Raw genomic sequence first — 1,995 nt, 5'->3', positions numbered from 1 at the left:
TTGGTTGGCTCGTTCGTTGAGTTGGCGGTAGGTGAGGTGGGTGGTGGCGTGGGTGACGGCGGTGTGGTCGGGGGTGCGGGCGGCTTGTTCTTCGATCAGGTGGTGGATGGGTCGGGTGTGGGGGTGGGTGGTGGTGGTGTCGTTCCAGTGGGTCAGGATGCGGTGTTGTTCTTCGGGGGTCAGGACGGGGAGGTCGCCGATGGGGGTGTCGGGGGCGGTGAGGGCCGCGGTGGCGAGGAGGGTGAGGCGTTCGGCGAGGGTGGTGATGGTGGCCTGGTCGAACAGGTCGGTGGCGTATTCGATGCGGCCGGCGATCCCGTCGGGTTGTCCGTGGGTGTCGTGGGTTTCCAGGACCTCGAAGGTGAGGTCGAACTTGGCGGTGGTCGTCGGCGCCGGCAACACGGTGGTGGAGAGTCCCTCGAGCCGGGTCTCGTTCCCGGTGGTGTTCTGGAAGGCGAACATGACCTGGAACAGGGGGTGGCGGGCGAGCGAGCGGGCGGGGTTGAGTGCCTCGACGAGGTGTTCGAAGGGGATGTCCTGGTGGGCGAGGGCGGTCAGGTCGGTGTCGCGTATGCGGGTGAGCAGGTCGCGGAAGGTGGGGTTCTCGCCGGTGTCGGTCCGCAGGACGAGGGTGTTGACGAAGAAGCCGACGAGTTCGTCGAGCGCTTCGTCGTTGCGTCCGGCCACGGGTGTGCCCAGCGGGATGTCGGTTCCGGCGCCCAGACGTGTGAGCAGGGCGGCGAGCAGGCCCTGCAGCACCATGAACATCGTGACCTGGGACTCGCGGGCCAGGCGGGTCAGTCCCGCGTGAAGGTCCCGGTCCAGGTGGAACGGCACGTCCGCGCCGTGGTGGGTGGCCACCGCCGGGCGGGCGCGGTCCACGGGCAGGGCGAGTTCCTCGGGGACGCCGGCCAGCTGGGTGCGCCAGTAGTTCGTCTGGCGGGCCAGCACGCTGTCGGGGTCGTCCTCGTCGCCCAGCAGTTCGCGCTGCCACAGGGTGTAGTCGACGTACTGCACCGGCAGCGCGGGCCATGAGGGCGCCCGTCCCGCGAGCCGAGCCCGGTAGGCCGTGGCGAGGTCACGTGTGAGGGGCGCCAGCGACCAGCCGTCGCTGGCGACGTGGTGCACGACCACGACCAGCACGTGGTCGTCCGGGGAAGAGGTGAACAGCCAGGCCCTCACGGGGAGTTCACGGGTGAGGTCGAAGACGCAGGCACAGGCTTCGGCGACCGCGTGGTCGATCTGCGACGCGGGGACCTCGGACGTCACGAGGACGGGACGGCCCTCATCGGGATCCAACACCCGCTGGTACGGCCGGTCCGCCCTCTCGGGGAAGACCGTGCGCAGGGTCTCGTGCCGTTCCACCACGTCCGCGAGCGCGGCCTCGAGCGCGTCGCGGTCCACCGCGCCGCCCAAGCGGTGGACCAGGGGGACGTTGTAGACGCCGCGGCGTTCGTCGAGGCGGTCGAGGAACCACAGACGCTGCTGCGCGAACGACAGCGGGACAACGCCGGGACGTTCCACCGGGGCCACTGCGGGCCGGGCGGTGCCGCCCTCCTCCAGCCGGGCGCACACGCCCGCGACAGTGCGGGCCTCGAACAGCACCCGCAGCGGCATCTCCACGCCCAGCGCCGAACGGATGCGGCCGATCAGCTGCGTCGCCATCAGCGAATGCCCGCCCAGCTCGAAGAAATCGTCGTGGACGCCGACACCCGCCACACCCAGGACGTCCTCGAACAGACCGCGCATGATCTCCTCCGCCGCACTCCGGGGAGCCGCCCCGGCCGCCGCATCCGACAGGTCCGGCTCGGGCAGGGCCTTGCGGTCCACCTTCCCGTTCAGGGTCAGCGGGAGCCGTTCCAGCTCGACGAATACGGCGGGGACCATGTAGTCGGGGAGCTGTTCGGAGAGGAACTGCCGCAGGGTGCTGGTGCTGGTGTCGGTGTTGCCGTGGGGGACGGTGTAGGCGATCAGGCGCTTGTCGGGGCCTTCGCC

General features: G+C 70.4%; 1 protein-coding gene. It reads right to left on the bottom strand.

Annotation, left to right across the window (positions count from 1 at the left end; translation table 11 throughout):
- Positions 1-1,995 (bottom strand): condensation domain-containing protein (locus tag ACFUEL_RS39030; protein ID WP_380242863.1); only part of this gene is annotated, 1,995 nt, incomplete at both ends.

Origin of the sequence: Kitasatospora sp. NPDC057198, assembly GCF_042670125.1 — a bacterium.
GTDB lineage: Bacteria > Actinomycetota > Actinomycetes > Streptomycetales > Streptomycetaceae > Kitasatospora.
This window is presented reverse-complemented; position numbering and strand designations above follow the sequence as displayed.